This window comes from Paenibacillus flagellatus (assembly GCF_003217775.1).
Taxonomy (GTDB): Bacteria; Bacillota; Bacilli; order Paenibacillales; family NBRC-103111; genus Paenibacillus_AB; species Paenibacillus_AB flagellatus.
On record NZ_QJVJ01000003.1, the window covers coordinates 52,444 to 76,362 of the forward strand.

30 protein-coding genes are annotated in these 23,919 nt (G+C 61.0%); 20 read left to right on the top strand and 10 right to left on the bottom strand.

All coding sequences use genetic code 11. The features are described 5' to 3' along the window. The first annotated feature begins 1 nt into the window (after position 1). The 3 genes from DLM86_RS06840 to tatA all read left to right on the top strand — a co-directional run bounded on the left by DLM86_RS06840 (position 2) and on the right by tatA (position 2,154). Complete coding sequence (locus DLM86_RS06840; RefSeq protein ID WP_110839249.1) at positions 2–706, top strand: PIG-L deacetylase family protein; 705 nt, start codon at positions 2–4, stop codon at positions 704–706. 54 nt (positions 707–760) lie between these two features. Beyond that, a complete protein-coding gene (locus DLM86_RS06845) occupies positions 761–1,786 on the top strand; it encodes a Gfo/Idh/MocA family protein (protein WP_110839250.1) in 1,026 nt (341 codons plus the stop codon). A 158-nt stretch (positions 1,787–1,944) separates the two neighbouring features. Continuing rightward, a complete protein-coding gene (gene tatA / locus DLM86_RS06850; protein WP_110839251.1) occupies positions 1,945–2,154 on the top strand; it encodes a twin-arginine translocase TatA/TatE family subunit in 210 nt (69 codons plus the stop codon). Positions 2,155–2,204: 50 nt separating this feature from the next. On the opposite strand, the gene DLM86_RS06855 is transcribed toward tatA, so the two are convergent. Both DLM86_RS06855 and DLM86_RS06860 read right to left on the bottom strand, forming a co-directional pair. Beyond that, positions 2,205–2,570: a hypothetical protein gene (locus DLM86_RS06855; protein WP_110839252.1), complete on the bottom strand. Its 366-nt coding sequence runs from the start codon at positions 2,568–2,570 to the stop codon at positions 2,205–2,207. Between the two features lie 50 nt (positions 2,571–2,620). Continuing rightward, a complete protein-coding gene (locus tag DLM86_RS06860; protein ID WP_110839253.1) occupies positions 2,621–3,121 on the bottom strand; it encodes a hypothetical protein in 501 nt (166 codons plus the stop codon). A gap of 152 nt (positions 3,122–3,273) precedes the next feature. On the opposite strand from DLM86_RS06860, the gene DLM86_RS06865 reads away from it, so the two are divergent. From DLM86_RS06865 to DLM86_RS31710, 4 genes are all read left to right on the top strand, one after another. Then, positions 3,274–3,531, top strand: a complete 258-nt coding sequence (locus DLM86_RS06865; RefSeq protein WP_110839254.1) for a hypothetical protein — start codon at positions 3,274–3,276, stop codon at positions 3,529–3,531. Between the two features lie 18 nt (positions 3,532–3,549). Next, positions 3,550–3,813, top strand: coding sequence for a hypothetical protein (locus DLM86_RS06870; RefSeq protein WP_110839255.1), 264 nt, complete (start codon positions 3,550–3,552; stop codon positions 3,811–3,813). Between the two features lie 32 nt (positions 3,814–3,845). After that, positions 3,846–4,352: an Hsp20/alpha crystallin family protein gene (locus DLM86_RS06875; protein WP_110839256.1), complete on the top strand. Its 507-nt coding sequence runs from the start codon at positions 3,846–3,848 to the stop codon at positions 4,350–4,352. Positions 4,353–4,555: 203 nt separating this feature from the next. Continuing rightward, positions 4,556–4,771, top strand: coding sequence for a double zinc ribbon domain-containing protein (locus DLM86_RS31710; protein ID WP_146250166.1), 216 nt, complete (start codon positions 4,556–4,558; stop codon positions 4,769–4,771). 4 nt (positions 4,772–4,775) lie between these two features. On the opposite strand, the gene DLM86_RS06885 is transcribed toward DLM86_RS31710, so the two are convergent. The 5 genes from DLM86_RS06885 to DLM86_RS06905 form a co-directional block, all read right to left on the bottom strand. Further along, positions 4,776–5,090: a hypothetical protein gene (locus DLM86_RS06885; RefSeq protein ID WP_211326492.1), complete on the bottom strand. Its 315-nt coding sequence runs from the start codon at positions 5,088–5,090 to the stop codon at positions 4,776–4,778. Then, positions 5,090–5,302, bottom strand: a complete 213-nt coding sequence (locus DLM86_RS06890; RefSeq protein WP_110839258.1) for a hypothetical protein — start codon at positions 5,300–5,302, stop codon at positions 5,090–5,092. The genes DLM86_RS06885 and DLM86_RS06890 overlap by 1 nt, the downstream gene beginning before the upstream one ends. Before the next feature lie 11 nt (positions 5,303–5,313). Continuing rightward, the gene (locus DLM86_RS06895) at positions 5,314–5,826 is read right to left on the bottom strand and encodes an Hsp20/alpha crystallin family protein (RefSeq protein WP_110839259.1); all 513 of its coding nucleotides are present in this window, start codon (positions 5,824–5,826) and stop codon (positions 5,314–5,316) included. Positions 5,827–5,951: 125 nt separating this feature from the next. After that, the gene (locus DLM86_RS06900) at positions 5,952–7,115 is read right to left on the bottom strand and encodes a pyridoxal phosphate-dependent aminotransferase (RefSeq protein WP_110839750.1); all 1,164 of its coding nucleotides are present in this window, start codon (positions 7,113–7,115) and stop codon (positions 5,952–5,954) included. A 43-nt stretch (positions 7,116–7,158) separates the two neighbouring features. Then, complete coding sequence (locus tag DLM86_RS06905; RefSeq protein ID WP_110839260.1) at positions 7,159–8,616, bottom strand: aminotransferase-like domain-containing protein; 1,458 nt, start codon at positions 8,614–8,616, stop codon at positions 7,159–7,161. A gap of 262 nt (positions 8,617–8,878) precedes the next feature. Here DLM86_RS06905 and DLM86_RS06910 point away from each other — a divergent pair, with 262 nt between their 5' ends. Beyond that, complete coding sequence (locus tag DLM86_RS06910; protein WP_110839261.1) at positions 8,879–9,340, top strand: DUF2269 family protein; 462 nt, start codon at positions 8,879–8,881, stop codon at positions 9,338–9,340. A 349-nt stretch (positions 9,341–9,689) separates the two neighbouring features. Beyond that, positions 9,690–10,313, top strand: a complete 624-nt coding sequence (locus DLM86_RS06915; RefSeq protein WP_110839262.1) for a class I SAM-dependent methyltransferase — start codon at positions 9,690–9,692, stop codon at positions 10,311–10,313. A gap of 90 nt (positions 10,314–10,403) precedes the next feature. Here the strand turns inward: DLM86_RS06915 and DLM86_RS06920 are convergent, their stop codons facing one another. The 3 genes from DLM86_RS06920 to DLM86_RS06930 all read right to left on the bottom strand — a co-directional run bounded on the left by DLM86_RS06920 (position 10,404) and on the right by DLM86_RS06930 (position 12,973). After that, positions 10,404–11,759 carry a sensor histidine kinase gene (locus DLM86_RS06920; protein WP_110839263.1) on the bottom strand — a complete coding sequence of 452 codons (1,356 nt, stop codon included), beginning with the start codon at positions 11,757–11,759 and terminating at the stop codon, positions 10,404–10,406. Further along, complete coding sequence (locus DLM86_RS06925; protein ID WP_110839264.1) at positions 11,756–12,442, bottom strand: response regulator; 687 nt, start codon at positions 12,440–12,442, stop codon at positions 11,756–11,758. Before DLM86_RS06925 ends, DLM86_RS06920 begins: the two co-directional genes overlap by 4 nt. A 237-nt stretch (positions 12,443–12,679) precedes the next feature. After that, entirely contained in the window at positions 12,680–12,973 is a 294-nt protein-coding gene (locus DLM86_RS06930) for a hypothetical protein (RefSeq protein WP_110839265.1), read from the bottom strand. A gap of 255 nt (positions 12,974–13,228) precedes the next feature. Between DLM86_RS06930 and DLM86_RS06935 the strand changes: the two genes are divergently transcribed. The 11 genes from DLM86_RS06935 (at position 13,229) to DLM86_RS06985 (ending at position 23,908) form a co-directional block, all read left to right on the top strand. Continuing rightward, positions 13,229–14,290 (top strand): M20/M25/M40 family metallo-hydrolase, encoded by a 1,062-nt coding sequence (locus DLM86_RS06935; RefSeq protein ID WP_110839266.1) that lies wholly within the window; start codon positions 13,229–13,231, stop codon positions 14,288–14,290. 37 nt (positions 14,291–14,327) lie between these two features. Beyond that, positions 14,328–15,425: a metallophosphoesterase family protein gene (locus DLM86_RS06940; protein ID WP_110839267.1), complete on the top strand. Its 1,098-nt coding sequence runs from the start codon at positions 14,328–14,330 to the stop codon at positions 15,423–15,425. Between the two features lie 243 nt (positions 15,426–15,668). Then, positions 15,669–16,175 (top strand): hypothetical protein, encoded by a 507-nt coding sequence (locus tag DLM86_RS06945; RefSeq protein ID WP_146250167.1) that lies wholly within the window; start codon positions 15,669–15,671, stop codon positions 16,173–16,175. Continuing rightward, positions 16,172–16,558 carry a hypothetical protein gene (locus DLM86_RS06950; RefSeq protein ID WP_110839269.1) on the top strand — a complete coding sequence of 129 codons (387 nt, stop codon included), beginning with the start codon at positions 16,172–16,174 and terminating at the stop codon, positions 16,556–16,558. Before DLM86_RS06945 ends, DLM86_RS06950 begins: the two co-directional genes overlap by 4 nt. 149 nt (positions 16,559–16,707) lie before the next feature. Then, positions 16,708–17,223 (top strand): hypothetical protein, encoded by a 516-nt coding sequence (locus DLM86_RS06955; RefSeq protein ID WP_146250168.1) that lies wholly within the window; start codon positions 16,708–16,710, stop codon positions 17,221–17,223. A 314-nt stretch (positions 17,224–17,537) separates the two neighbouring features. Next, positions 17,538–18,878: an extracellular solute-binding protein gene (locus DLM86_RS06960; RefSeq protein ID WP_245954388.1), complete on the top strand. Its 1,341-nt coding sequence runs from the start codon at positions 17,538–17,540 to the stop codon at positions 18,876–18,878. A 129-nt stretch (positions 18,879–19,007) separates the two neighbouring features. Beyond that, positions 19,008–19,814, top strand: a complete 807-nt coding sequence (locus tag DLM86_RS06965; protein ID WP_110839272.1) for a sugar phosphate isomerase/epimerase family protein — start codon at positions 19,008–19,010, stop codon at positions 19,812–19,814. Between the two features lie 61 nt (positions 19,815–19,875). Continuing rightward, positions 19,876–21,006: a Gfo/Idh/MocA family protein gene (locus DLM86_RS06970; RefSeq protein WP_110839273.1), complete on the top strand. Its 1,131-nt coding sequence runs from the start codon at positions 19,876–19,878 to the stop codon at positions 21,004–21,006. Beyond that, positions 21,003–22,184, top strand: coding sequence for an MFS transporter (locus DLM86_RS06975; protein ID WP_110839274.1), 1,182 nt, complete (start codon positions 21,003–21,005; stop codon positions 22,182–22,184). The genes DLM86_RS06970 and DLM86_RS06975 overlap by 4 nt, the downstream gene beginning before the upstream one ends. 18 nt (positions 22,185–22,202) lie before the next feature. Next, positions 22,203–23,084, top strand: a complete 882-nt coding sequence (locus tag DLM86_RS06980; protein ID WP_110839275.1) for a carbohydrate ABC transporter permease — start codon at positions 22,203–22,205, stop codon at positions 23,082–23,084. Continuing rightward, positions 23,081–23,908 carry a carbohydrate ABC transporter permease gene (locus DLM86_RS06985; RefSeq protein ID WP_110839276.1) on the top strand — a complete coding sequence of 276 codons (828 nt, stop codon included), beginning with the start codon at positions 23,081–23,083 and terminating at the stop codon, positions 23,906–23,908. Before DLM86_RS06980 ends, DLM86_RS06985 begins: the two co-directional genes overlap by 4 nt. Positions 23,909–23,919: the final 11 nt, after the last annotated feature.

Consider the following 23,919-nt stretch of genomic DNA (forward strand, 5'->3'; position numbering starts at 1 on the left):
AGTGAATATTTTGGCCGTCGGGGCGCACCCGGACGACATCGAAATATCGTGCGCCGGAACGCTGTCCAAGCTGAAGCAGGCCGGCCATCATATCGTGCTTTGCCACGCGTGCAAAGGCGATAAAGGCCACTATACGATTCCGCCGGAGGAGCTGACCGAGATTCGCCGCAAGGAGGCTCAGGAAGCCGGGGCGGTTATCGGCAGCGAGGTCATTTCGCTCGGCTTCGGCGACGGGGAGATTATCGCCGAAAACCAGGAGAACCGGATGACGTTCATCGACCTCGTCCGGTACGCCCGGCCCGATATCGTCATCACCCATGCGCCGAACGATTATATGCCGGACCATATCGCGGTCAGCCAGCTCGTCTTCCATGCGACGTTTTTCGCTACGCTGCCGTGGTTCAAGACGAACCATCCGGCGGCCGACAAGGTGCCGGGGCTGTATTATATGGACAATTTGTCCTGCCTCGGCTTCGAGCCGACGTTCTACGTCGACGTGACCGATCATCTGGAGACGAAGCTCGACATGCTGCGCAAGCATCAGAGCCAGCTCGCCTGGCTGAAGGAGCACGACAACGTCGACATCGTCGATTTCGTCACGACGCTCGGCAAGACGCGGGGCATTCAAGCCGGCTGCGCCGTAGCCGAAGGGTTCGTCCAGCACCTCGTCTGGACGCGGCCGAACGCCGTCCGGTTTCCGGTGTAAACCGGCGGCTCGCGCGTCATCGGTCGCCGCATCATATCGAAGGAGAGAACGCATATGTTGAAAGTGGGCTTGGTCGGCCTCGGCTTCATGGGGCGGATGCATTTGAGAAACTACGAGCGGCTGGAGCGCGAAGGCTACCCGATCCAAGTGACGGCGATTTGCGACTTGGACGAGAAAAAGTTTCAAGGCATATTCGTCGAAGGCAATCTGCAGTCGGGCGGCGACGAATTCGACTTGTCCCGTTATCGCGCTTACCATGACTTCGACCGGATGCTGGCGGAGGAGGAGTTCGACATCGTCGACATCGCCATGCCGAGCTACCTCCACGAGGAAATGACGGTCAAGGCGCTCGGCCGCGGGCTGCACGTCCTATGCGAGAAGCCGATGGCGCTCAGCACGGCTGCGGGCCGGCGGATGCTGGAGGCGGCGGAGAAGAGCGGCAGGAAACTGATGATCGCCCAAGTGCTGCGGTTTTGGCCGGAGTACGAATATTTGAAGGAAACGGTGGAGAGCGGGCGGTACGGCCGCGTGCTGTCGGCGCATTTTTTCCGCGGCGGCAATCCGCCGAAATGGACGTACAACGATTGGATGGTACGCGGAGAGACGAGCGGAGGAGGGCTATACGACCTGCACATCCACGACATCGACATGGTCAACTGGCTGTTCGGCACGCCGCAGTCGGTATCGACGCAAGCGCTCGACGTCCTGCCCGGCAGCACGTTCGACATCATCTCGACCCATTACGCGTATCCGGACCGGAAAGTGGTCAGCACGCAGTGCGACCGGACGCTTCAGGGCGAGTTCGGCTTCGAAATGTCGTTCCGTGTCAATTTCGAAGGCGGCAATCTCGTCTTCGAGAAACGGACGCTGCGCGATAACCCGAAGGACGGCAAAGGGTTCGTCCCCGAGCTGTCGAAGGATACCGGCTATTATCGGGAAATCCGCTATTTCGCCGACGCGGTGCTGCACGACCTTCCGATCGAACGTTCGACGCCGGCCGATTCGCTCATGGCGCTCGCCATCGCCGAGGCGGAAGCCCGTTCGGCGGTGGCCGGAGGCGAAGCCGTCGACATCGCGTAATTGTAAAATTTCAATAATTTGCGCATTTGGCCCGCCCGGGGGATTGCCCCGGGCCGGGCTGTCTGTTATCGTGGAAGTATAGGCTTCCCGGGAAGCGGCCGGATCCCGATGGAGGGGCGGCGGCCGATTCGGAGGTCAAGCATAGGGAGGGAATTGATATGCCGTTCAATATCGGGTGGACCGGTCTTATTCTGATCGTCCTGATCGGCTTGCTTCTGTTCGGGCCGTCCAAGCTTCCCCAGCTCGGGCGCGCGATCGGGGACACGATGCGGGAGTTCCGCAAAGGAAGCCGGCAAATGATCCAGGAAGCCGAGGCGGAGAACGTCGTCGACGTCAAGCCGCAAGCGGAGCGCAAGTCCGTCAATTAAGAGGATGCGGGACGATGGCCCCGTATACGAGAAGAACCGAACGTTCCGGCTCAGCGGGACGATCGGTTCTTTTTTGTCGTGTTCGCGTTGGATCGGCTTTTGCGCCGTTTCGGCCGTCGGCCGCCGCGAGCGCGCATAGCGGAGCGGCCGTTCGTTTTCGGCCTGCCGCCGGCACCGGAACGGCTGCGGCGGAAGCCGCTCGCAAACGCGGACGGACCGATCGCGACCATGTCGACGACGTCGTTGTCGCGAAAGTACGTCCGGTTGCGGACAGCGTCGCCGTCCGCCTGAACGCCGGTTTGCTGCTTGCCGAACGATCCCCAGAGCGAGGCGTCGTTGTTGCCGACGAATACGCCGCTGTTGCCGCTCATTTGCTGCACGCTAATTTGTTTGAACACGATCGTGGAATACGTCACGGCGTCGTTCGCTCCTTCCCGGGTGACGGCGACCGCCTTCCCGTTCTCTGCTACAGCTTACGCGAAGACGGCGGCTCGCGGTTGGGCGCGGCCGGGCGGTCGGCGTGCGCGTACGGCGTCGTGTCGACCGAAAACCCCGACGGCGTCCGGCGAAAAGCGGCTTCGGGAGTCGCCCCGTCCCGCCGCTTTTCCGGCTTTTTCGGCGAAGCGGCGTCCGGACCGGCGCCGGCATCGCCGGGAGGCCGTTTCGCCGACTCCTTTTTGCGTCCGAAAAGAGCGTCGGGATCGAGCTGGACGTCGAAGTTGTTGCCCAGGTTGAGCGAGCCGCTCAATTCGTCGATATCGAGCGAGTCGAGCCGGAACGTAACGTTTTCCACGACGGGCCGATGAATATGCAATTGCCGTACGACGACGCTCTGCTTGCGGGTTTCGTTCGCGAGCGCCTGCAGCGTCCGTTCGAGCCGTTCGATATGCTGCTCCAGCCGGCGCAACTCGTCCCCCGCCGGACGGGGTTCGTCCCGCTTGCCTCGTCCCGCAAACCAATTGAGCATGGGTTTCGTTCCTCGTTCGTCCGAATTAGACACTCGTCTCTTACAGTATATGGGCGCCGCCCGCCAGACATGCTTCCCGAAAGGCGGGAAACGAATAGGACAGCGGTACGGCGGCATATAGTTCGAATAAGGAGCGGATTGGAGGAACTTTCATGCCGGGCACGATTATTTTTAACGGAATATACGTGAACGCCCAAGCGACGAACGCGGCCGTCTTTATCGGTGAAGCGGCGGCGCCGGGTTGGGACTCGCACAACAAGAACCAAATGTCGATCGGGACGATCTTCAACGCGTTCGGCGGCGGCGGCCCCATTGCGGGCAATTTGAACCTGCTGTCGGATAACGATTTTTTGGATACGCTCATTTTGGACGGCTTCGAGAGGGATGGCGGTCCGAGCATCCAATCGTAAGGAGGACGCCGACAACCGATGTCCGATACGAAGCTTCTGGTCCAATTCGACCGCATCGTCGTCAACTCGATCGGCACGAACGCCGGCATTTTCGTCGGCACGAACCTGCAGTACGGCTGGAGCTCGCACAGCAAGACGAACGCCAGCATTACGGATGTTACGGGCGACGGCAACGAGGTGAGAGGGAACGTCAACGTCATCTACGACAACGACCTGATCGATACGCCGATCGACGACCGCGACGTTATCCTGAGCGCGCAGCGGGCGGCGAAGGCGTGTTGATCGCACGATTCGGATAAGGGGAGGCGGGGCGGATGAGCCGGACGAACGACGGGGAGCCGGCGGGAGCGGCGTTCCCGTTCGATTGGGACGATTTTCAAACCCGGTTTTTCGGCGACGGGGGATGGAAGGAGGCGTGGAACGGAGGCGCCGGCACGATCCCGTGGGTGGATCAGTACGTGCGGCAGGTGCTCGCCAAAGCGGTTCCGGACGTCAACGTCAATCAGGCGCGGCCGATGCCTCCGGACAACAAATCGACGTCGCCTGCAGTCGCCTGCAGCGTGTTCGAGACGCATCGGGCGATTATCGCCCGGATCCGGCTTTCGCCCGACGTCGACCCCCGGGCCGTCCGGCTGTTTGCGTATTCGCACGAGCTGAAGGTGACCGGTCTCCCCGGAGAGCGGGAGAAGACGATCAAGCTGCCGGTTCCGGTCCGCGTCGACGGGACGAAGGCGGTGTGCAGGCAGCGAGTCGTGGAGGTGACGATGCCGAAGGAGGAAGCGTCGCCGGTCAAAGAAATTCCGATCCGGCACGGGGACTGAAGCGGGAGCGGCGCTAGCCGGAGCGGGCGAGCGCGAAACGAATCGCGAACGAATGGAGGGCTGCCCGAATGGCGGGCGGCCCTTTCGTCGTCTCGATCGTCCGAGTCCCGGCGCGAGGCGGCTTGGTGCCGGCGGCACGGTCAATTCCCCGGCTTCCCGCATACGATATCGGAACAGGTCGTGCGCATGCGGGAGGGATCGATATGGCGGAGGAAGAGAAAGATCCGTGCATCCGGTGCGGGCACCAGCCGGACAAGACGGACCAGTATTGCGTCCGGTGCGGCGCTCCGCTCGTCAACAAATGCACGAAAAAAAAGAGCCCTTTGCACAAGGGCTGCTCGAAAGTGAACCGGTCCGACGCGGCGTTCTGCGCGTCGTGCGGGTCGCCGACCGTCTTTCGGCAAGCGGGCCTGCTGTAGGCGGCTAGCTGCCGATGTCCGGCTGCGGCTTCGCCGAATCGCGCACGAGCTCGGCGAACCACCGCCGGACGGGCTCGGGAACGTCCGACGCCGCTTCGCCCGACATCCATTCCACGAAGTCCGCGTCGTCGAGCGCCGCTCTCGTGCCGGACAGCCGATTGTTGTCGCCGCTTACTTCGCCGAAGCCTTGATTGTGCTTCTTATGGCTTTGAAATTGCGAAGGAAAGTTGTTGCCCATATTGACGCAGGACGCGCCTTCCACGCTGCCGATCCGGATATGGCCAATGACGAAATTGGGGGAGAAGAGCGACGCCGCCATCAGTCCGCACCTTGCGTACGTGGTGCCGGCCGGCCCGTCCGGACGGCGTGTCGACCGCCCTCCGCCCGGTTGCCGCAGCCGCCGATCGAGCCGAACCCTTCGTTCGTTTCGTCGCGGCTCGTACGTCCGACGATGACGTTCACGCCCGACTGGATGGACGAGCTGTCGGACAGCTTTTCGACTTCGATCGATTCGAAACGGATACGTACCATGAGCCGCCTCCTTATTCGGAATAGAAGCCCGCCGGATCGGACGGTTCCGAACGGACCGGCTCGGCGTCCCGGGCCTCCGCCGCCGGCTCCTCGGACTCGATCGCGATGTCGACGGCGTTATCGGGCTCGGTTCGGCGGACGAACTCGACCGTCAGCAGCCCGTCGCGGTATCGGGCTTTCATCCCTTCCGCCGAAATGCCGGAAGGCAGGTCGATGACGCGGTGAAACTGCCCGAAAAACCGTTCGGCCACGATCCGGTCGTCCTCCTCGATCGGATATCGGCACGGGATGTCGCCCCTGACGTGCAGCGCGTTTTTGTGCACGGACAGCTTGACCGATTCCTCCGGCCTGCAGCCCGGAAGCTCGATGACGACGTACAGCCGGTCCGCGGTGGCGTATACGTCCGTTCGCGGCTGCTGGGTCGGCAGCAAGCCGGACATATCTTGCCAAAATTGCTCCCCCAACGTCCGGTCGGCCTGGGAGCGGAGCTTCTTCCAAAACGTCCGGTCGCGAAAATCGTTCACGGAAGCCTCCTTCCGGCGCTTCGGCCGATGATGGCGATAATGGTGCTTCTACCTTACCATCGTATGAGCATGCCGGTTCGTCCCATTCGCGCCCTCTTGCAAGCGGGGTTATCGGGCGGTCGATATTATCGGGAAGAAGCTTGTTCCGGTACGCTAACGAACCGTTCCATGCGCGCAAGCGCTTCGGCAAGCTGCGGTGCGGAAACCGCATACGAACATCGGATATGGCCTTCTCCTCCCGTTCCGAACACATGACCCGGAACGACCGCTACTCCCGCTTCCTCCAGCAGCAGCCGGGCGAATCGTTCGGAGGTTAGCCCCGTGTGCGCGATGGAAGGGAACGCATAGAAGGCGCCTTGCGGCTCGTGACACGGCAGTCCGATTGCTCTCAAACCGCCGACGAACGTCCGCCTGCGCTCGTCGAACGCCGCTTTCATCGCTTCCTTCGCGGCCTGTCCGTTGCGCAGCGATTCCATGGCGGCGATTTGTCCGAGAACCGGTGCGCACATCGCCGTGTATTGATGGATTTTGAGCATGCCGCCGATCAGCTCCCGGCCGCCGCACGCATAGCCGATCCGCCATCCCGTCATCGCGAACGCTTTGGAGAAGCCGTTAATGACGATCGTCCGCTCCTTCATGCCCGGAAGCGAAGCGATGCTGACATGCCGCGTTCCGTAAGCGAGCTCGGCGTACACTTCATCCGAGATGACGATCAGGTCGTTTCGCACGGCCAACTCGGCAACCGGCCGCCAATCGTCCTCCGTCATCACCGCGCCCGTCGGGTTGTTCGGGAAATTGACGACGAGCACCTTCGATCGGGGCGTCAACGACTCGGCCAGCGCCCTAGCCGTCAGCTTGAATCGCTCCTCCGCGGTCGTTTGCACTTCCACGACTCGAGCGCCATGAAGATGGGCGAGAGGGGAGTAGGCGATATAACAGGGAGTATGAATCAGCACTTCGTCGCCCGGCTCCACCAGTACCCGAAGCGCCAAATCGACCGCTTCGCTCGTGCCGACCGTGACCAGCATCTCGTTCGCGGGTTCATAGTGCAGACCGAAACCGTCATGCAAATACGAAGCGATTTCCTCCCGCAGCTCGTACAGACCGGCATTCGGGGTGTACTTCGTTTTTCCTTCATGCAGGGCGCGAATGCAGGCCGCCCGGACATGCTCCGGCGTAACGAAATCCGGTTCTCCGATCCCGAGCGAAATCGTATCCGGATTCTCCCCCGACCGTTCGAAAAAGGCGCGAATGCCGGAAGGCGGAATGTCCCGGACGCGCCGCGTCATATAGTTCTGGCTCACAACAAGTCACCATCCGTTCCGAGTTTCGTTATTCCAACATCCGTCTGGCCGTTCGGCCGATGATGGCAAGCCCTCTCGCGATATGCTCATCGCTCACTCTCGAAAATCCGAGCCGCATCGTATGCCGGCCCCCGCCGTCGGTGTAGAACATATCCCCCGGCGTAAAGATGACGCCTTGGTCCGCGCAGGCGCGAAGCAGCGCCGTCGTATCGAAATGCGCCTCGAATTCGACAAACAGATGCAAGCCTCCGTCCCCCGATAGTCGTTTGTAAGGGAGATGCGTTTCGCAGCAAAGCTTCGTCCACTCGTATTTTCGTTTATATTCGGAGCGGGCCTTTTTCAAATATTTCTCGAAATTGCCGTTTTGCAAATATTGATAAAGCAGCGACTGATCCAGCGTCGAGGTGTGGATGCTGCGGGAGCGTTTGATGCTTTCCAGGCTGTCGACGAGCCGGCGGTCCGCCAGCACCCAGCCTACCCGGAGGCCGGGGAAGAGCACTTTGGAGAAGCTGCCGAGATAAATGACGCCGTTGCCTCGCCCCGCCGTTGCGATTAAAGGAGAAACGTGCGAGCCCGAATATCGCAGCTCTTCGTTAAACCCGTCTTCGATGACCGGAACGCCGTGGCGGGCCATCAGCTGCATGACCGCCATTCGTTTGGCGGGGGACGTTACGATTCCGGTAGGATTGTGATAGGACGGGATCAAATAGGCGCAATCGTACGTCCGTTCCGATAAGGCGCGTTCCAGCGCGCTCAGATGAATGCCGTCTTGCTCCATCGGAATGCCGGTAATGTCGTAGCCGTTCAGCTTGAAGTTTTTGATCGCGGTGTAGTGGGTCGGGTTTTCGCATAGGACCGACCCGCCTTCTTTTCGGCGCAGGGCGGACAGGACGATGTCGAACGCTTCCGTGAAGCCGCTCGTAATCAGCATATCTTTCCCGCTCAGATCGACGCCCTTGCGCTCCATGTAGGTCAACAAATAATCGATAAGCGGCTTATAGCCTTTCGCGTAGCCGTAATTGAGCAGAACGTTCCCTTCGATCGCCATGCGGTCAAGAAAAGCGCGCTTGACTTGCTCCAAATCGAACAACTTCTCGTCGGGCGCAATGCTGGTGAACGATATCACGTTTTTGTCCGCGCGAATGCCGTTTTTCATTCGGTCCAGCTCCACGGCTTGCCGGGCGTATCCGTTAATGCGGGAAAGCCAGTCGATTTCGAAGGGCGGAGCGGCTGCTTCCGGGGGTGCGGAAACGGCCGCGACATAGCTGCCTTTTCCCCGTACGGCATAGACGAACCCGTCGCTCTCCAGCTCGGCGTAGGCGGCGATCACGGTGTTGCGGCTGACGGAGAGCAGCAAGCCGAGCTCGCGCGTGGAGGGCAGCTTCTGTCCGGGTCGCAGGGAGCCCTTACCAATCAGACGTTTCAAGTAATCTTTCACCTGGATATAGACCGGCCGGTCGTCCGTGAGCTCGAAGTCGTTAAACATAAGCATCCCCCCGCCTTCATCATGACACAGACCGGGGAGGGAAAGAAAGAACCACGCTCCGGCGTTTTTCGTCGGGAGGTGGTTCCGACATCGGTTCCGGAACATCCTGGAGGAGGGACCGACGCGTTCGTCACGGCTCATCCGGCTCGAACGAAGCGAAGGTGACTTTGGTCACCGCGTCCCGCTGACTTGCTTCACCTTCCCGCGGCTGCCGTTTCGATTATAATGGGAATAAATCGACAATAGGCAGGGAGGAACTCATATGAAATGGCTGCTGCTTCTTCATGTGCTTGGGGCGGTGATGTTCATCGGGAACGTAGTGACGGCCGCGTTTTGGAAAATACGGGCCGAACGGAGCGGAGAGCTGTCCCATATTCACCGGACGGCGAAAAACGTCATGATCGCGGACTACGCGTTCACGCTGCCGGGAATCGTGCTCCTGATCGGTACGGGAGAAATGATGGCGGGCCAGCTCGGCTATTCCCACGCCGACTGGAACTGGATGACCGTGTCGCTCGCCCTGTTCGTCTTGACCGGGCTGCTGTGGGCGGCGGTGCTCATCCCGAATCAGCGGATCATGATTCGGGAGAGCGAGCGGTCGCTCCGCGAAGGAAAGCTGACGCCGCGATACCGGAAAGCGTCCCGGACGTGGGACAACGTCGGGCTGCTTGCATCGCTGATGCCGCTGGCCGTACTCGTCCTGATGGTCGTGAAGCCGTTCTGAGGACCACGGCGGACGCGGTTGCATGCGGAGAAAGGCAAGGCGTCGTCCGCCTTGCCTTTTCGCTCGTTTCGGGGAGCGGCGTGACGTTGACACATTCGAAATGTAATGATACCGTAGTAAACAAACTCCTATGTTAACGTTTACAACCGGACGAGGGCTCCTTGCCGACAAGCGCTTCGGCCGGCTCGCGGTCCCGATCGATCGGGGTTGCGGCCGCTCGCCGCGCCGACGGACCGGGGGCCGGAAAGCCGTATTCGCCGGCCGCGTATTCGTCTTCATCCGGCGCCGTGCTTCGCTTCCTTTTTCGCCATCTACTCTTTGTTGGAAAAGAAAGTAGGGATCGATTCGAATGAAGAAGCCGTCGTTTTTCAGCGAATTTTTGGCCAATGCGGGGCAAGTGGGCAGCATCGTGCCGAGCTCGGTTTTTTTGACCCGCACCATGCTCCCGGCAACGCTGCCGTGGGACAAGATGCTCCGGATCGCGGAGCTGGGACCGGGGACAGGCGTCTTTACGCGCCATCTTCAGCTTCATCGCAGCCCCGACAGCCGGCTTTACCTGTTCGAGCAAAACGAATCGTTCCGCGAAAGCTTGCGCCACCGCTATCCCGGCCTTCCCGTGCTGGACGATGCGCTCCGGTTGGACGAGGTCGTGCGGGAGGAAGGCCTCCCCTTCGATTTGATCGTATCCGGCCTTCCGTTCGCCAACTTCTCCGACGACCTGCAAAGTCGGCTGCTCCAAGCGATTCACGATGCGCTGGCGCCGGACGGATCGTTCGTCGCCTTCCAATACACGCCGCTGCTCAAAAAGAAATTCAAGACGTACTTCCCGTCGATGGAGACGGATTATACGTGGATGAACGTGCCGCCGGCCTGGGTGTTCCGCTGCAAAAAAACGGACGACGCCCGTCAGCCGGTGCCCCATCGTTCGTCTCGTCCGTTCGGCCCGTTCGGGAGCCGGCCGGAGTCGGAATGAAGGCCGGCTTCCGGTACATATCGCCCGTCGACGCTATTGGCGCACCGCCACCGATTGGATTCGGCAGGGGCGCTTTTATTGTGCAATAAATTATTGGGGCCGAGTCTGCGGCAGCCGGACGACGAACGTCGTCCCGCGATCCGGGACGCTTTCCGCCTCGATCGTACCGCCGTGCAGCTGCACGAGCTCCTTGGCGATGGCGAGTCCGAGTCCCGTGCCGCCGCTGTTGCGGGCGCGGGCTTCGTCGGTCCGGTAAAACCGGTCGAACAGGAGGGGGAGATGCTCGGGCGCGATGCCGATGCCGGTATCGATCACCCGGATTTCCAGAAAGCCGCCGCCTTCATTCGGCAGCCGTTCGATCGCGATGCGGATGGAGCCGCCAGACGGGGTGTATCTCACGGCATTCATGAGCAAATTGAGAAACACTTGCATGATCCGGTTCGGATCGACCCATATCGGCTCGCCCTCGTCCGTACCGGAAAGGGTGACGTCGATCCGCTTGCTTTCCGCCTCCGGAGCGATTCGGTCGACGACGCGCCGGAGCAAAGCCGGCATTGAGGTCGGCTTCCGTTCGAACGGAAGCTTCCCGGCCTCGGCCAGCGACAGCTGATGCAGATCGTCCACGAGCCGCGTCAGGCGGATCAGCTCGTCCTGCAGCGGAAGCAGGTTCTCCGGCTCGACCGGTCGGCCGCTTTGCTGGACGAGCTCGAGCTTGCCGCGCAATATCGTGATCGGCGTCCGCAGCTCGTGAGCGACGTCCGCGACGAGATGGCGCCGCGCCTTCTCGGTCCGCTCCAGCTGCCGCGACATCAGGTTGAACGCGGCGGCGACTTTTCCGTACTCGTCGCCGCTCCGGACCGGTGCCTGCACGCCGAATTCCCCTTTGCCGAGCCGTTCGATGGCAGGCAAAAGCCGGCGGAGCGGAGCCGTCAACGTTCTGGACAGCGCGTAGGCGACGATCAGGGAGACGAGGACGAACGCGATGCCGCCCGCTGCGAGCAGAAACGTCATCGAATCCCGGACCCCGGTTCGCAGTTTGGACAAGTAGGCGACGTCCGGATCGTAGTAATAAAGCAGGCCGATCGACCGATCCTCCAGGCTCAAAATCGTTCTGCCGCCCCATCGTTTGACGATCGCCGCGCTTTCGCCGCCACCCGCGTACAGCACTTCTTGACCCGTGGAAAGGAGAAGGAAGGAGGCGTTTCCTTCGGCGTTCCACGATTCGTCGGCCGGCCGGAATTGCTCGACGCCTGTCCAGGAACGGCCGTTATGCTCGTAATAGTCGATGAGCGAATCGGCCAACGCTTCGGCTTTTTTCCATCCGACGGCGCCGACCATGACGTCGAGCACGTCTTTTTGGACGACTTGCGTCACGAAAGCGAACAGCAGCGTCATGGCGGCGATGAACGAGGCCATGGCGACGAACAGCTTGCGGCTGACGCTCATCGGCGGTCACCGAACCGGTAGCCGAACCCGTACACGGTTTGGATATAAGCGGGATTCGAGGGATCGTCGTCGATTTTTTTGCGAATCCGGCTAACGTGGGCGTCCACCGTTCGTTCGTCGTTCCACAGGTCGTCCTCCAGTGCGGCCTGCAGCAGCTGCAGCCGGCTGTAGACGATGCCCGGCTTGGCCGCCAGCGTCAGCAGCAGCTTGAATTCCGTCGGCGTGAGCGACAGCTCCCGGCCGCCTTTCCAGACGCGGCACTCCGATTCCGAGATCGTCAGCTCGCCGCGCCGGATGTGCCGCTCCGGCTCGTCCCGGCCTTCGAGCCGGCGAAGCACCGATCGGATGCGGGCCGACAGCTCCCGGAGCGAGAACGGCTTCGTCATGTAGTCGTCGGCGCCGACCTCGAGTCCGACGATTTTGTCCGTCTCCTCCGCCCGCGCCGTCACCATGATAATGCCGACGCGGCTTGTCGCGCGAAGCTCCCGGCACACCTCGATACCGCTCGTCTCCGGCAGCATCCAGTCGAGCACGACGAGATCCGGCTTTTTGTCTTTCGCCAGCCGGAGAGCCTCCTTGCCCGTCGTGGCCGTATGAATCGCGAACCCTTCCTGGCGCAAAAACGACTGCATCACCTCGAGCACTTGCTCCTCGTCGTCGACCAGCAATAACGTTTGCGGCATGCCGCCCATCCTTTCCGTTTGCGAATCGTAATGCCTTATTTCCCACATTATACACGGCTTAGGGCGGGAGATGAAAAAAGTCGTCAAAGTCGCAGCGAATCGCAACAAGTTCACAACAACTAGCGGCAGGCGGCAGGGGGAACGGTCCGACCGTCCCGGCCGTAGCAACTTCAAAAAAAGGGAGCCCCGGCATCGCGCCTTCAGGCTCCCTTTCGCTTCGGTAAGGCCGTTCTTTCGTCAAATCAGCTTGACCAGATGAACGATCTGCGACTCCGTCCACACTTTGATAATATGGTTGGACGGATCGTACTGCACCTTGCCCTCGCCGACCTCGATGGAAGGCTCGGTGCCGAGTCCATAGAAGATGTCGTCGGCCAGCGTGCGCATGAACTCGATCTGCTCCTCGCGGTCCAAGGCGTCCCAATCCGCGCGCTCCATCTCGAACGCTTCGTAGCAATTGTCGATTTGTCCGATCGCATGCCCGAGATCGCGGACGATATCCCGGTATTCGCGGTTGTACTTGACTCCCATCGGTTTTCACGACCTTTATCAGCAATGTATTCCCATCTTACCAAAAGTTCGGTGCCGGGCGCCACCCGCGATTCGCCTTGTTCCAGTCCGAATTCGCGTCCGGACAGTGGCAAAACGAACCAAATGCGGCTATGATGGGGATAATGCATAGGAGATCCGTCCGCCTCCTGTGAACAATACCGCCATGCCGGCGGCTGCGCCGGCGTCGGGCGGGAGGACGATGAATTCGGGCAGAGGAAAGGAAGTATATACGCGATGAACGAACAAGCGAAACAATTTTTGCTCGACTTGCTGGCGACGCCTTCGCCGTCGGGGCAGGAATGGGGCGTGCAGCGGAAATGGATCGAATACGTGAAGCCGTTCGCCCACGAAGTGCGCACCGATTTGGCCGGGAACGCGATCGGCGTGCTGAACCCGGATGCGCCGTTCAAAGTGCTGCTCGCCGGCCATTGCGACGAGATCGGTCTTATCGTCAGCCGCATCGACGACAAAGGATTCGTCTACGTCGACGCGCTGGGCGGCATCAGCCAAAAGCTGGCGGTCGGCATGAAGGTGGACATTCTCGGAACCGGGGGCCGGATCGTCGGCGTCATCGGCGCGAACGCCCAGCATCACGGCGGGTTGAAGGACGATTTCGAATTCGGCGATCTGTGCATCGACTGCGGCGCGAAAAGCAAGGAAGACTTGGCGGGCATCGTGCAGGTGGGCGATTTGGCGGTATACAAGCGGGAACCGGAGCTGCTCCTGCACGACCGGGTCAGCGGCCGCGGCCTCGACAACCGGACCGGAGCATTCATCGTGGCGGAGACGCTGCGGCGGGTGCGCGAGCGCGGCGCCCAGGTCGGCGTCTACGCGGCGAGCACGGTCAACGAGGAGACGAACATGGGCGGCGCCTACTTCGCGGCCGCGGGCTTGAACCCGACGATGGCGATCGCGACGGACGTCACGTTCGCGACCGATTATCCGGGGTCGACGTCCAAGCACGAGACGATCGAGCTGGACGGCGGGCCGGTGCTCGCCAAGGGGGCGCCGATCAACCGGAAAATCAACCGTCTGCTCGAACGGAGCGCGGCTCGGCTCGGCATCCCGCTGCAATACGAGCTGACGCCGCGCAAAACCGGTACGGACGCGGACATGATCCGCACGACCGGCCGCGGCGTGCCGATCGCGCTCGTCTCGCTCCCGCTGCGTTATATGCACGCGCCGGTGGAAACGGCGAGCTTGCGCGACATCGAGCAGGAGATCGAGCTGCTGGCCGATACGATCGCGCATTTGACCGGACGCGAAAACTTGAACCCGATCGACGACGAGCTGTGATCGAATCGGTCGGACGATCGCCCCGGAGGAACGGAAGATGAACAGACGCACCTTTCTAAGACGAATGCTGGCCGGGTTCGTCGTCGCGGCCGCGGCCGCCGGCGGATGGTGGAAGTTCGGCGGCAAGCGGCCCGAGCCGGACGAAACGGCGTCTTCCTTGCCGGGAGGCGGGGAAGACGGACAGACGCCTTCGAAGCAGCCGGTCGTGCTGGGCAACAAGGACGACGCCTCGGGCGCGCTGCTGTCGTTCATGATTTTGAGCGACCTGCATATCAGCGGCGGCGTATCGTACCCGAGCGAGCATTTGCGCCAAGCGTTCGACGACATGCTCGCGTTCGAATCGAAGATCGAGTCGATCGTCATTACGGGAGACATTACCGAGGCGGCCACGGACAGCGATTATAAGGAATTCCGCAACGTGCTGAAGGGATACAAGCTTCCGCCGATCTACGCGAACATGGGCAACCACGATTACTACAACATATGGATCAGCCCGGATAAAGGGTGGAGCAAGGAGACGATGCCGAACAGCAAGACGGACGCCGGCTCGCGCGAAACGTTCATGAAGCAGTTCAACCTCGAGAAGCCGTATTCCGAGGCGACGCTGAACGGATATACCGTCCTGCTGCTGTCCCAGGAGGCGTATGTGCAGGAGAAGCCGGAGGTGGGCGAAGGCGCGTGGTATTCGGACGAGCAGCTGGCGTGGCTGAAGGAGCGGCTTGCGGCGCGCAAGGACGACAAGCCGGTGTTCGTCATGATCCATCAGCCGCTGCCGCCGGCGGGTCAGAACGGCGGGAACCATACGTTGATCCGGGCGAAGGAGTTCCGCTCCATCTTGAAGCCGCATGCGAACGTATTCGTCTTTTCCGGCCACAACCATCAAGATTTTCAGAACGGCCGGGCGCATTACTTCAAGGAGACGTTTCACTGGTTTCATAATTCCTCGGTCGGCCGGGTGCTCAATACGAAGTACGAGCACGTCCGTCAGGACGCGGCGCAAGGACTCTATGTCCAGGTGTTCGCCGACAAAGTGGAGCTTCGCGGGCGCGAGTTCAGCAACCGGACGTGGATCCGGGAAGCGAACTGGACCGTGCCGCTGCAGCGCAAGCAGACGGCCGACTCCGCGCGGAGCTGAACCGGCGTAAGCCGGCTCGCCTCGTCGAGCGTGAGCGGAATCGGAGCTTGTCGCAACGTGGATGCGTTCCGGATTTTCGACGCGGCGTTGAACGTTTTCCCGGTTGGCCTTTGGCCGGCCGGTTTTTTTTGCATGGAGCGGGTAGGAGCGGTTGGGATTATATGGTATGGTATCGTAGAATGGATCGGAAGAGGCGGCGGATCGAACGCGGCTCGGGGAAGACTCGTTAAGCGAGTCAATGCGATGCGACAATACGTGAAGGTTTTCGGCGTCCTTACGGCGATTGCGATCGTTTCGCTAGCCGTAGTCGGACTCGTCCACAAGATGACGACGGCAAAGGCGGGGGATAACGCCGCTCCGCGGTACGACACGATCCTCGTCCAATTCGACCGATTCGACTTTGAGCGGATGAACGGTTTCATGAAGCGGTTCGCGGACGGGAGGGACGGTTATCTGATGCTGATTCCGCCGATCGTCGACGGCGGCTATTCGATTCATGACGTTCGTTCCGACGGTGGAACGATCGATTGGACGATAGACCGTTCGCGGGACGACGGCATGCGCGGCGGCGATCCGGACAGCAAGCAAACGCTGCGCTGCAGATCGCTCGAGAGGACGGAGGACGCCGAACGGTATTGGTTCGTCTTGAGCAAGTGCGACGGTTATGAGGAGCATGCGGAATTGCCGATCGTGTCGTTCGAGAAGGAGCGCGTGCGGAAGCGAATCAAGGAAGGCGGGGGACGGGAATGACGTTTATCGGCTTTATTTTGGCGGTCGTATTGTCTTTTTTGCTCAGTTGGCTGGCGGGAGAGTTCGGGCTGTTGCTAATGGGTGCGCTGCTGTTCGGCATGATATTCAGCATGTTGATGAAGCTGAACCAATTGACGGCGGACATTCGTCAGATCAAGCGCCGGCTCGGTTTGGAGCCGGACGTCAGCCGCGATTACGAGCTGTCCGACGCGGAGATTGAAGAAGAGCTGGAGCGGGAAGGCGGCTCGCACGACGAGGTGTCCGACGAAGATATCGAGCGGGAGCTCGATCTGCTGCTGGAACGGGAAGAGGAACGAAATGAGGAACGGGAGAAGGGGCGGCGTCTGCCGAAGGACGGGAACCAACCGGACTCCGATCCGTAAAGGAGCGAGCTATGAATAAATGGTCGATCGCAACCCTAGCGATACTGGCAGGCGTTAAGGCTTTTTCCCTGGGCTGGAATCCATTCGCCGCCGCGTCCGCCGACAAGCGATTGGAAGAAAAGTTGGCCGCCCTCTACGAAAAGAATGATATGTCGGTCAGCTCCAACCCGTACGACGCCACAAAGAACAACCCGGATTTCGAGAGCATCGTCGGTTTGGGAATCGATGCGCTTCCCGGCCTGCACGACAAGCTGGCCGTCAGCCCGGACAACGGCTTGCATGCCTATATGCTGGCCATCGCCATCGAGACGATCGCGAAAGTGAACCTGAAGCGGGCGGAAGCCACCCGCTGGGCCACGGCAAAGGAGTTCGAAGCCGTTTGGACCGAGCATCTCCGATCCGTCCCCGCCTCGGTGGAGGCGATTGCCTCCGACCTTGCGCTCGAGCCGGAGCAACGAAGGAGCAAGCTGGTCGATTTGGGCATTCCGGCATTGCCGTTCCTTATGGACCACGTGGAATCGGGGGAAGAACCGTTCTTTTCGGCAGTCGTCGAACTGACGAAGCATACGGCTTTCGAAGCGTCCCCGGAAACGGATCCGAAGGAATGGGCCGCTCGTCACAAAGCCCGGCTTTCCGATCTGAAGCAGTATGTGTTAAGCCGGTAATCATTCGTCATCCCTAGCCATCCGTGCGGAACGGATGGCTTTTTTCTTTAGGTCGATCGGTCCGCACGCGAAACCTAGTCGAAAAGAAGCGTAACGTGTCGCGAAATCCGAAACCGTATCGACTTTTGCGCTTGCCCGGGAAATGGGAAAAGGGCGATCGGGCGAATATCCGTTAAAAATTTCGGACATTTTTAATATTGAATCGGATGGTATCGCTTTCATGTAAGCGTTTATAATGGGAGCAACACGGCAAACCCTGCAGGCAAGCGTGGAACCGGAACGACTACGGAATATCGAGAGAAGAGGGGATTCGATTGGCAAAACGGTGGCTCAAAACGACTCTCATAGCAAGCGTCGCGTCCGTGCTGGCGCTGACGGCGGCCGGCTGCGGCTCGTCCGGCACGACGGACAAAGGCGCGACCGGATCGACTTCGGGCACGACCGCTCCGGCGAACAACGCGAAGAAGGAACCGGTTACGCTGTCCATCATGTACAACTGGTCGAGCCCGAACGTGGATAACGGCATTTATAAAGACCGCATCAAAAAGTTTATGGCGGACAACCCGGATATCAAAATCGAAGAGGAAAGCGTGCCGTCCGAGCAGTACCGGACGAAGCTGCGTACGCTCGCGGCCGGCAAGAAGCTGCCCGACATGTTCATCCTGTTCCCGGGCGTCGATATGGATCCGCTCGTATCGGGCGGCGTGCTCATGCCGATCGACGACATCATGGATACGTGGAAAGGAATGCTGCCGGAGGACGCGATCGCGGGCTTCAAGGTGAACGGCAAACAATACGCGATTCCGACGAAGCAAACGTTCGTCGACATCGTGTACTACAATAAAGAGCTGCTGGCGAAGGTCGGCTACACCGAGTTTCCGAAGACGTATGCAGACCTGCTCGAGCTGATCAAAAAGCTGAAGGCCGCAGGCATTACGCCGCTCGCGCTCGGCAACAAGGACCGGTGGCCGCTGCAATCGTCGTGGATGTCGGCGATCGCGGACCGGTTCACGGGCAGCGACTTCCTGTACAAAGTGAACAAGGGCGAAGCGAAATATACCGATCCGGAATTCGTCAAAGCGCTCGGCGTCATCGAAGAATTCGCCAAGCTGGACGCGTTCAACCCGGACATGAACACGATGGACGTCGTTCAAGTGCAGGATTACTTCATGCAGGGGAAAGCGGCCATCCACATTACGAGCTCGACCATCGACGCCAAGTTCCGTCACGAGAATCCGAAGGGCGACAACATCGGCATCGCGCTGTTCCCGGCGGTCGAAGGCGGCAAGGGCGATCCGAAGAAGAGCGCCAGCGCGGTTCAGTACGGCATCGGCTTGAACAGCCAGCTGGAAGGCGCGAAGAAGGAAGCGGCGCAAAAGTTTCTGAAATACTTTTACAGCAAAGAGCTGTACCAGACGCTTCTGTCGAAAGGCATCGTCGTTCCGGCTCGCGTCGAGATGCCGGCGGACGCGAACAAATACTTACGCGAAATGATCGAGCTGACGAACAAAGGGACGTCCCCTGTATTCGACGCGGTCGCGCTCATTCCGGTCAAGGACGTCATCGAGAACGGCCTGCAGGCGATTACGACAAAGCAGAAGACGGCCGAGCAGGTCGCCAAAGAAATGCAGGCCGCGCAGGAGAAAGCGAAGTAAGGCGAAGCCGGGTTATCGACTCGCCCGTACGCCAATCAATCAGGCGCCGGTTCCGCCGGCCGAATCCGATCACCGCGCGCCGCGCCCGATTCCGGGACGGCGCGCGGGCACGACGGGAGGAAACGAACGATGAACGTGTCGCTTGGCGGCTTTTCGTTTTACGGCTTGTTGATCGACGGAACGATGGATGTATTCGGCTACCTCGAAACGGCCAAATACCGGTACGGGCTCGATACGGTCGACTTGTGGAACGGCTTTTACGAGGACCGGGCCGAATTCGTATGGAAGCCGGCGGACGAACCGCTCGTACGCAAAATCAAACATGCGCTGGACGAGCGGAAGCTCTCGGTCGCGAACGTGGCGGTCGACCGTGCCCATATCTGGGACCCGGACCCCGAGATGCGCGCCGCGCTGCGCCGAAACGCGCTGGCGCAGCTGAACGCGGCTGCCCGGCTCGGGGCCCGTACCGTGCGGATCGACGCCTGTTATCGCGGTACGGACGACATGTCGGAGGAAGCGTTCGCCTATACGGTCGAAACGTACCGCGAATATGCCGCCATCGCCGACGCGATGGGGATGAAGGTCGGCCCGGAAAACCATATGGGCGTCTCGCTCGACGCCGCATGGATGAAGAAGCTGGCCGATGCGGTCGGCCATCCGGCGTACGGGATCTTGCTCCATGCCGGACGGTGGAAGGAAGGAACCGGCGGCGACGCGGACGCCGTTCCATATGCGTACCATGTCCATGCCGATGCGAAGCTGCTCGGGGCGCCCGATGCGGCGGAGCGAATACGGGCCATTGTGGACGCCGGATACGCGGGCGATTGGGCGGTCGAATACAATCCGCCGTCCCGTCCGTATTCGGAAATCGGCTGGGCGCTCGCATCGCTGCGGCGGCTGGTGGAAGCGGCAGCGGAGCCGACGTCAATGAATTAACTATATTAAATATTAATGAGATGAAGTAGTAGAACCGTTCGATCGGAGGGAGAGAATCGGGATGGAGCGAATTCGGGTAGGCATCATCGGTGCGGGCATTATCGGCAAAACCCATATGGACAACTACGCGGCGATTCCGGCCGCCGACATCGTCGCCGTCTGCGACATCGACGAAGCGGCCGCGCGCCGGTCGGCGGAGCAGTACGGCATCCCGCACGTCTATACGGACATCCGCCGCATGCTCGAGCGGGACGATCTGGACGCGGTGGACGTCTGCTTGCACAACAACTTTCATGCGCCCGTCACGATCGAGGCGCTTCGGGCGGGCAAGCACGTCTACTGCGAGAAGCCGATCGCGGGCTCGTACGCCGACGGGAAGGCGATGCTCGACGCCGCCGCGGAGACGGGCAGGAAGCTTCATATTCAACTGAACACGCTATACAAAAAAGAGACGAAGGCGGCGAAAGCGCTGATCGACGACGGCGCGCTCGGCAAGCTGTATCATGCCCGCTCGAACGGCTTCCGGCGCCGGGGACGGCCGTACGTCGACGGCTTCGGAGCCGCTCCGTTCACGCGCAAGGCGACCGCCGGGGGCGGCGCGCTGCTCGATATGGGCGTCTACCATATCGCCCAGCTTCTGTATTTGCTCGGCTGTCCCGAAGTCACCCGCGTCACCGGCAAGCTGTATCAGGAGATGGACATGGACGCGGCGCGCCGGCAGGCTAGCGGCTTCGACGTCGAGGAGCTGGCGCTCGGCTTCGTCACGTTTGCGAACGGCGTGACGATGGACATCCAGGAGGCTTGGTCGATCCAACTCGGCGGCATGGAAGGAAGCAGCATCGTCGGCTCCAGGGGCGGCATCCGGCTGCCGGCCTACGATTCCGCCAAGCCGACGGCGCCGTTCAGCTTCCATACCACGGTCGCCGATCTCGATCTCGACAGCACGCTCGATCTGGACCGGATGGACGTCCGCCGCCACCGGATGAACCCCGACGAGGACGCCTACGATTCGTCGCAGCAGCATTGGATCGCCGCGCTTCAGGGTCGTGTAGAGTTGCTGCCGACGGCGGACATCGCCCTGCTGACGATGCTGATCAGCGAAGGGGTTTACGTCGCGGACGCGCTGAGCGGCGAAGTGACGGCCGACGACATTCGCGCACGCTCGGTCTCGACGGCGGTACCGCTCGGATGAACGTCCTGAGAGGATTTACGTTCGCCGTTTACGGGGCGATGGCGGTGCTGTTCACGTTTTTGCCGCTGCACTTCAAGGAAATCGGGCTGTCGAAAATCGAGATCGGGCTCGTCATGGCGGGAGGACCGCTCATTTCCGTCATCGGCAACCCGTTCTGGGGGTATTGGAGCGATCGGCTCCAGCATATCCGGCTCGTCCTGCTGCTGATGCTCGCCGGCAATTTCGCGGCGGCGCTGCTCGTCTTTCGGGCGGACGGGATGCTCGGCGTCGCCTTCGCGATGCTGCTCTTTTTCTTCTTCCAAAGCTCGCTGTTCTCGCAAAGCAACAGCCTCATTCTCAATGCGATCGAAGGGACGGCGCACCGGTTCGGCTCGTTCCGCTCCTGGGGGTCGCTCGGCTGGGCCGTCATGGCGGCGGCCGCCGGCCCCGTGCTCGCCTCGCTTGGCATCGGCAAGCTCGGCATCGTATACGGCGTCATGCTGCTTGCGGCGATCGCCGTCGCGTTATGGCTGCCGCGAGGCGGCGCGAAAGGGGCGAAGGGCGGTTTCTCGTTCCGCGATTACGGACGGCTTTTCGGCGACCGGACGCTGCTCGCCTTTCTCGGCCTCGGCGTCCTCATCTCCGTGCCGAACTCGGTCAATTCGACGTTCGTCTCGCTGTACATGGCGGAGCTCGGCGGATCGGAGACGTTGATCGGCTGGTCGGTGTTTCTGTCCACCGCGTTGGAGGTTCCCGCCTTTTTGTTGTACGACAAATGGTTCGGGCGGAAAACGTCCGCGCTCGTCGGCACGCTGTCCGTCGTCAGCGTCCTGTTCGCCGTCCGATGGCTGTTGATGGCGACGGCCGGCGGGGCGGCGACGGTCATTTGGATCCAGATGACCCATTGCCTGACGTTCGGCGCCTACTATTACATCGGTACGCAGCTGACGGCCAGACTCGTGCCCCCGCAATACCGGGCGTCCGGCCAGGCGGCATACGCCTTGACGTGGAACGGGCTGTCGGGCATCGTCGCCGGACTGATCGGCGGCTGGATGTTCCAGTCGCTCGGACCGGGAACGGCTTATACGGTAGGAGCGGCCGTATCCGCCGCCGGGGCGGTCGGGTTTTGGCTGCTGTGGAGAACGATGAAGCGGGCCGAATCGCCGTCTCGGGACGGATCGATGGCGGCCAATCCGTAATAACAGGGGGAGACGGTCATGCATACGTTGAAACGCACGTCCTGGGCGATCGCCGTCGGCTTGCTGCCGGCGCTCGTCATCTACATCGGCATCGCCGTCGTCCCGATAGCGATGTCGGTTTACTACTCGCTCGTCGATTGGGACGGATTGTCCGACGTCCGTTACGTCGGGCTGGACAATTTCAAGGAGATTTTGACGGACCCGGTCTTTTGGAACGCGGTCAAAAACAACGTGATCATGATGGCGACCGGCTTGGCCGGCCAGCTGCCGCTCGGTCTGCTGCTCGCCTTGGCGCTTAACCGCACGATGCGGGGCATCCCGTTTTTCCGGACGGTCGGGTTTTTGCCCGTCGTCATCTCCGCGGTTATCGTCTCGCTCATTTGGAGCAAAATGTACGGCGTCGAAGCGGGCTTGATCAACCAGTTTCTCGGCCTGATCGGCCTGGACGCCTGGAAGCAGAACTGGCTCGGCAGCGCGGCGTGGGCGATGCTGTCGCTCGGCGTCACGTATATTTGGCAAAACTGCGGGCTGTATATGGTCATTTACTTGGCGGCACTGCAGAACATCCCTTCCGAAATCAACGAAGCGGCCGTCATGGACGGCGCCACCGGCTGGAAGCGGGTATTGTTCGTGACGATCCCGATGATCCGGCCGACGATTTGGGTGACCGTCGTGTTCGCGATCAGCAACAGCTTCCGCGTATTCGACCTCATCTACGTCATGACGGCCGGCGGCCCGGCCCACAATACGGAAGTGATGACGATCTACATGTACATCAACACGTTTACGAACATCCGATTCGGCTACGGCAGCGCCGCCTCCGTCTTGATCCTGCTGTTCAGCCTGATCGTCATCTACGCGGCCAACAAGCTGACGGGGAAGGAGGGGAAGACGGCATGACCAGTAAACGACTGAAGACGTTCGCGATCGTCCTGTTTCTTGCGGCAGGAAGCGCCGTCAACCTCGTCCCGCTGCTCTGGATGGCGATCAACTCGTTCAAGTCCGAGCAGGAGTATGCGACGCACCCGGTCGGCCTTCCGCGCGTCTGGACATGGAGCAACTTTTCCAAGGCGTGGGAGATCGCCCACCTCGGCACGTATTTCTGGAACAGCGTATTCGTGACGCTGGCTTCGGTTGTGTTGACGGTATTTTTGGGAGCGCTCGCGTCGTACTTCCTGTCCCGCTTCGAGTTCCGCGCCCGCAAATGGGTATACGGCTCGTTCATGCTCGGCATGGTCATTCCGATTCACGCGACGCTCATTCCGATCTTCCTGCTCATGCAAAAAATCGGCCTGCTCGACACGCGGCTGTCGCTCATATTGCCGTACACGGCGTTTCATCTGTCGATCACGATTTTCATCCTCGTCGGCTTCATGAGCACGTTTCCGAAAGATATCGAGGAGTCGGCGGTCATGGACGGCAGCGGAGTGTTCCGCATCTTCTGGTCGATCATTCTGCCGATGACCCGGCCCGCGCTCGCCACCGTCGTCATCTTGAATTTCATCTACAACTGGAACGAGTTTTTGTTCGCGCTCGTGCTCATCAACGATTCGGCGCTGAAGACGCTGCCGCTCGGACTGGCGAACTTCGCCGGCCGGGAGACGACGAACCAGACGCTGCAAATGGCGGCGCTGACGATGGCGCTCGTCCCGATTATCGTCTTCTATCTCGCGCTGCAAAAGCAGCTCGTGCAGGGGATGACGGCGGGAGCGGTCAAAGGCTGACGCGCTTGCCG

Excerpts from the sequence above, each read along its gene's own strand:
- DLM86_RS06845 (WP_110839250.1), top strand. The coding sequence starts at position 761 with ATGTTGAAAGTGGGCTTGGTCGGCCTCGGCTTCATGGGGCGGATGCAT.
- tatA (WP_110839251.1), top strand. The coding sequence starts at position 1,945 with ATGCCGTTCAATATCGGGTGGACCGGTCTTATTCTGATCGTCCTGATC.
- DLM86_RS06860 (WP_110839253.1), bottom strand. The coding sequence starts at position 3,121 with ATGCTCAATTGGTTTGCGGGACGAGGCAAGCGGGACGAACCCCGTCCG.
- DLM86_RS06865 (WP_110839254.1), top strand. The coding sequence starts at position 3,274 with ATGCCGGGCACGATTATTTTTAACGGAATATACGTGAACGCCCAAGCG.
- DLM86_RS06870 (WP_110839255.1), top strand. The coding sequence starts at position 3,550 with ATGTCCGATACGAAGCTTCTGGTCCAATTCGACCGCATCGTCGTCAAC.
- DLM86_RS06875 (WP_110839256.1), top strand. The coding sequence starts at position 3,846 with ATGAGCCGGACGAACGACGGGGAGCCGGCGGGAGCGGCGTTCCCGTTC.
- DLM86_RS31710 (WP_146250166.1), top strand. The coding sequence starts at position 4,556 with ATGGCGGAGGAAGAGAAAGATCCGTGCATCCGGTGCGGGCACCAGCCG.
- DLM86_RS06885 (WP_211326492.1), bottom strand. The coding sequence starts at position 5,090 with ATGGCGGCGTCGCTCTTCTCCCCCAATTTCGTCATTGGCCATATCCGG.
- DLM86_RS06890 (WP_110839258.1), bottom strand. The coding sequence starts at position 5,302 with ATGGTACGTATCCGTTTCGAATCGATCGAAGTCGAAAAGCTGTCCGAC.
- DLM86_RS06900 (WP_110839750.1), bottom strand. The coding sequence starts at position 7,115 with ATGACGCGGCGCGTCCGGGACATTCCGCCTTCCGGCATTCGCGCCTTT.
- DLM86_RS06905 (WP_110839260.1), bottom strand. The coding sequence starts at position 8,616 with ATGTTTAACGACTTCGAGCTCACGGACGACCGGCCGGTCTATATCCAG.
- DLM86_RS06910 (WP_110839261.1), top strand. The coding sequence starts at position 8,879 with ATGAAATGGCTGCTGCTTCTTCATGTGCTTGGGGCGGTGATGTTCATC.
- DLM86_RS06915 (WP_110839262.1), top strand. The coding sequence starts at position 9,690 with ATGAAGAAGCCGTCGTTTTTCAGCGAATTTTTGGCCAATGCGGGGCAA.
- DLM86_RS06920 (WP_110839263.1), bottom strand. The coding sequence starts at position 11,759 with ATGAGCGTCAGCCGCAAGCTGTTCGTCGCCATGGCCTCGTTCATCGCC.
- DLM86_RS06925 (WP_110839264.1), bottom strand. The coding sequence starts at position 12,442 with ATGCCGCAAACGTTATTGCTGGTCGACGACGAGGAGCAAGTGCTCGAG.
- DLM86_RS06930 (WP_110839265.1), bottom strand. The coding sequence starts at position 12,973 with ATGGGAGTCAAGTACAACCGCGAATACCGGGATATCGTCCGCGATCTC.
- DLM86_RS06935 (WP_110839266.1), top strand. The coding sequence starts at position 13,229 with ATGAACGAACAAGCGAAACAATTTTTGCTCGACTTGCTGGCGACGCCT.
- DLM86_RS06940 (WP_110839267.1), top strand. The coding sequence starts at position 14,328 with ATGAACAGACGCACCTTTCTAAGACGAATGCTGGCCGGGTTCGTCGTC.
- DLM86_RS06945 (WP_146250167.1), top strand. The coding sequence starts at position 15,669 with ATGCGACAATACGTGAAGGTTTTCGGCGTCCTTACGGCGATTGCGATC.
- DLM86_RS06950 (WP_110839269.1), top strand. The coding sequence starts at position 16,172 with ATGACGTTTATCGGCTTTATTTTGGCGGTCGTATTGTCTTTTTTGCTC.
- DLM86_RS06955 (WP_146250168.1), top strand. The coding sequence starts at position 16,708 with ATGTCGGTCAGCTCCAACCCGTACGACGCCACAAAGAACAACCCGGAT.
- DLM86_RS06965 (WP_110839272.1), top strand. The coding sequence starts at position 19,008 with ATGAACGTGTCGCTTGGCGGCTTTTCGTTTTACGGCTTGTTGATCGAC.
- DLM86_RS06970 (WP_110839273.1), top strand. The coding sequence starts at position 19,876 with ATGGAGCGAATTCGGGTAGGCATCATCGGTGCGGGCATTATCGGCAAA.
- DLM86_RS06975 (WP_110839274.1), top strand. The coding sequence starts at position 21,003 with ATGAACGTCCTGAGAGGATTTACGTTCGCCGTTTACGGGGCGATGGCG.
- DLM86_RS06980 (WP_110839275.1), top strand. The coding sequence starts at position 22,203 with ATGCATACGTTGAAACGCACGTCCTGGGCGATCGCCGTCGGCTTGCTG.
- DLM86_RS06985 (WP_110839276.1), top strand. The coding sequence starts at position 23,081 with ATGACCAGTAAACGACTGAAGACGTTCGCGATCGTCCTGTTTCTTGCG.